Here is a 1,884-nt window from a genome sequence, read left to right on the forward strand (position 1 = left end):
GATCACGTGCTGATGATCGAAACCTCGTTTCTCGAGAGCAACGAGAATCTCAAGCTGCATATTTTCCTGATGCCCGACCACGATTCGCTCGAACAGCTGCTGTGCCAGCTCGGAGTCAAATGAAATGCCCGAAATCTACCCCGTCGGCATGGCGGAGATGCGGATCGCCCGCAATCCGGACATCCTCGCCGCCTACGGGATCGGCTCGTGCGTGATCGTCGCCATGTATGATCCGAAAACGAAAATCGGCGGAGTGGCCCACATCATCCTCCCTGACTCGACCGGCATCGCCCAGGACCGCGTGAATCCGCGCAAATTCGCGGACACGGCTGTTCCGCTGCTGTTTCAGACCCTCTCGCACGCCGGCTGTTACAAGAGCAGCATCGTCTCCAAGGTCATCGGCGGAGCGGAAATGTTTCCGCCGACCGAGAATCTCACGAACAATATCGGCACCCAGAACACCGCTTCCGCGATACGGGCGCTCGAGAAGCTCAGGATCCCAATCCTGGCGCAGGATATCGGCGGCCGCAGCGGCCGATCTCTCGAGATGAATCTCGCCACCGGGCGCATCAGCCTGACCGTGCTCGGCGAATCGGTGAAGGAGATCTGATGGCTCGACTTCCGCTGATCATGGGGCTGTTCCTCGCCCTGTCCATGTCCGCGCTGATCTCGACCCTCTCGCTGCTCGCGAAGGTGACGCTGGCGACGCTGTTGTTCCGGGCGCTGGCCTCGTTTTTCATCTTCGGGATTCTGGGAGCAATCACCGGCTCCGTCCTCGAGGTGCTCCTGATGCCGGCCACGACGAAGAAGGAAACGGAAAACCTGAAAAAGGAAATCGAGCTCGACCAGCAGCAGATCGAAACCGAACTTGGCGATCTTCTGTCGGAAATCGGCCCGGAAGAGTCGGCCGGCCGCGAGGAAAACGGCGCCAGGGAAGCCGCCGCCGGTTTTCAGCCGGCGACATTTCCACGGTATTCCGACGAAAATGGGAAAGCTGTATCGCGGGGCGATTCGGTTGTGGTATCCTGAGGCGGTTTAAACGCGGAGGACAGATGTGAACCACGATTCTCAATTGAGCAAGGCAGCCAGAGAAGAAAAGGAACGCGAGGCGACAGAGGCGCGAAAAGCCGCCGCACGCGCGCAGGACGAGGAAGACCAGAAGCTCTGGCAGCAGTACAAGACTTCCCGTGACCAGCGGATCAAGGATTCGCTGATCATGAAATACGCGTCGTTCGTCAAATACGTCGCCGGGCGCATCGCCGTGAACCTGCCCAGCAACGTCGAGTTCGACGACCTCGTCAGCTACGGCATTCTCGGCCTGATCGACGCGATAGACAAGTACGACACGGCCCGCAACGTCAAGTTCAAGACCTACGCAAAGACCCGCATCCGCGGCGCCATCTTCGACGAACTTCGCCTCCTCGACTGGACGCCGCGCTCGATCCGCCAGAAGGCTCGCAAACTCGAAAAGGCCTACGCCAAGCTCGAAGGCAAACTCGGCCGCGACGCGACCGACGAGGAAATCGCCGAGTTCCTGAAAATCGACATCTCCGAGCTTCACAAGCTGTTCGACGAGACGAAGAAGTCTCTCCTGCTCTCGCTCGACGAGATTTTCTACGACGACGAGGAAGGCTCCTCCCGCTTCGACTTCGTCGAAAACCAGAAAAGCGACAACCCCCAGCTGAAGATCGAGGAAGCCGAAGCCAAGCGGATTCTCGCCGACGCGATCTCGAAACTGTCCGAGCGCGAGCGCATGGTCATCACCCTGTATTACTACGAAGACCTGACCTCGAAGGAAATCGGAAAGATCCTCGGAGTTTCCGACTCGCGCGTCTCCCAGCTGCACACGAAGGCGATCCTCCGCCTGCGCGGCCGCCTCGCGCG

3 protein-coding genes are annotated in these 1,884 nt (G+C 59.5%); all 3 read left to right on the plus strand.

The features are described 5' to 3' along the window. Nucleotides 1–124 precede the first annotated feature (124 nt). Nucleotides 125–610: a chemotaxis protein CheD gene (locus PLU72_20205; GenBank protein ID HOT30508.1), complete on the plus strand. Its 486-nt coding sequence runs from the start codon at nucleotides 125–127 to the stop codon at nucleotides 608–610. Further along, nucleotides 610–1,029 (plus strand): hypothetical protein, encoded by a 420-nt coding sequence (locus tag PLU72_20210; GenBank protein HOT30509.1) that lies wholly within the window; start codon nucleotides 610–612, stop codon nucleotides 1,027–1,029. Before PLU72_20205 ends, PLU72_20210 begins: the two co-directional genes overlap by 1 nt. Nucleotides 1,030–1,054: 25 nt before the next feature. Next, nucleotides 1,055–1,884 (plus strand): RNA polymerase sigma factor WhiG (whiG, locus tag PLU72_20215; protein ID HOT30510.1); only part of this gene is annotated, 830 nt, incomplete at its 3' end.

Source organism: Candidatus Ozemobacteraceae bacterium, from assembly GCA_035373905.1.
In the GTDB taxonomy this organism is placed as follows: domain Bacteria; phylum Muiribacteriota; class Ozemobacteria; order Ozemobacterales; family Ozemobacteraceae; genus MWAR01.

Coding starts and splice junctions, on each gene's coding strand:
- PLU72_20205 (HOT30508.1), top strand. CDS start 125: ATGCCCGAAATCTACCCCGTCGGCATGGCGGAGATGCGGATCGCCCGC.
- PLU72_20210 (HOT30509.1), top strand. CDS start 610: ATGGCTCGACTTCCGCTGATCATGGGGCTGTTCCTCGCCCTGTCCATG.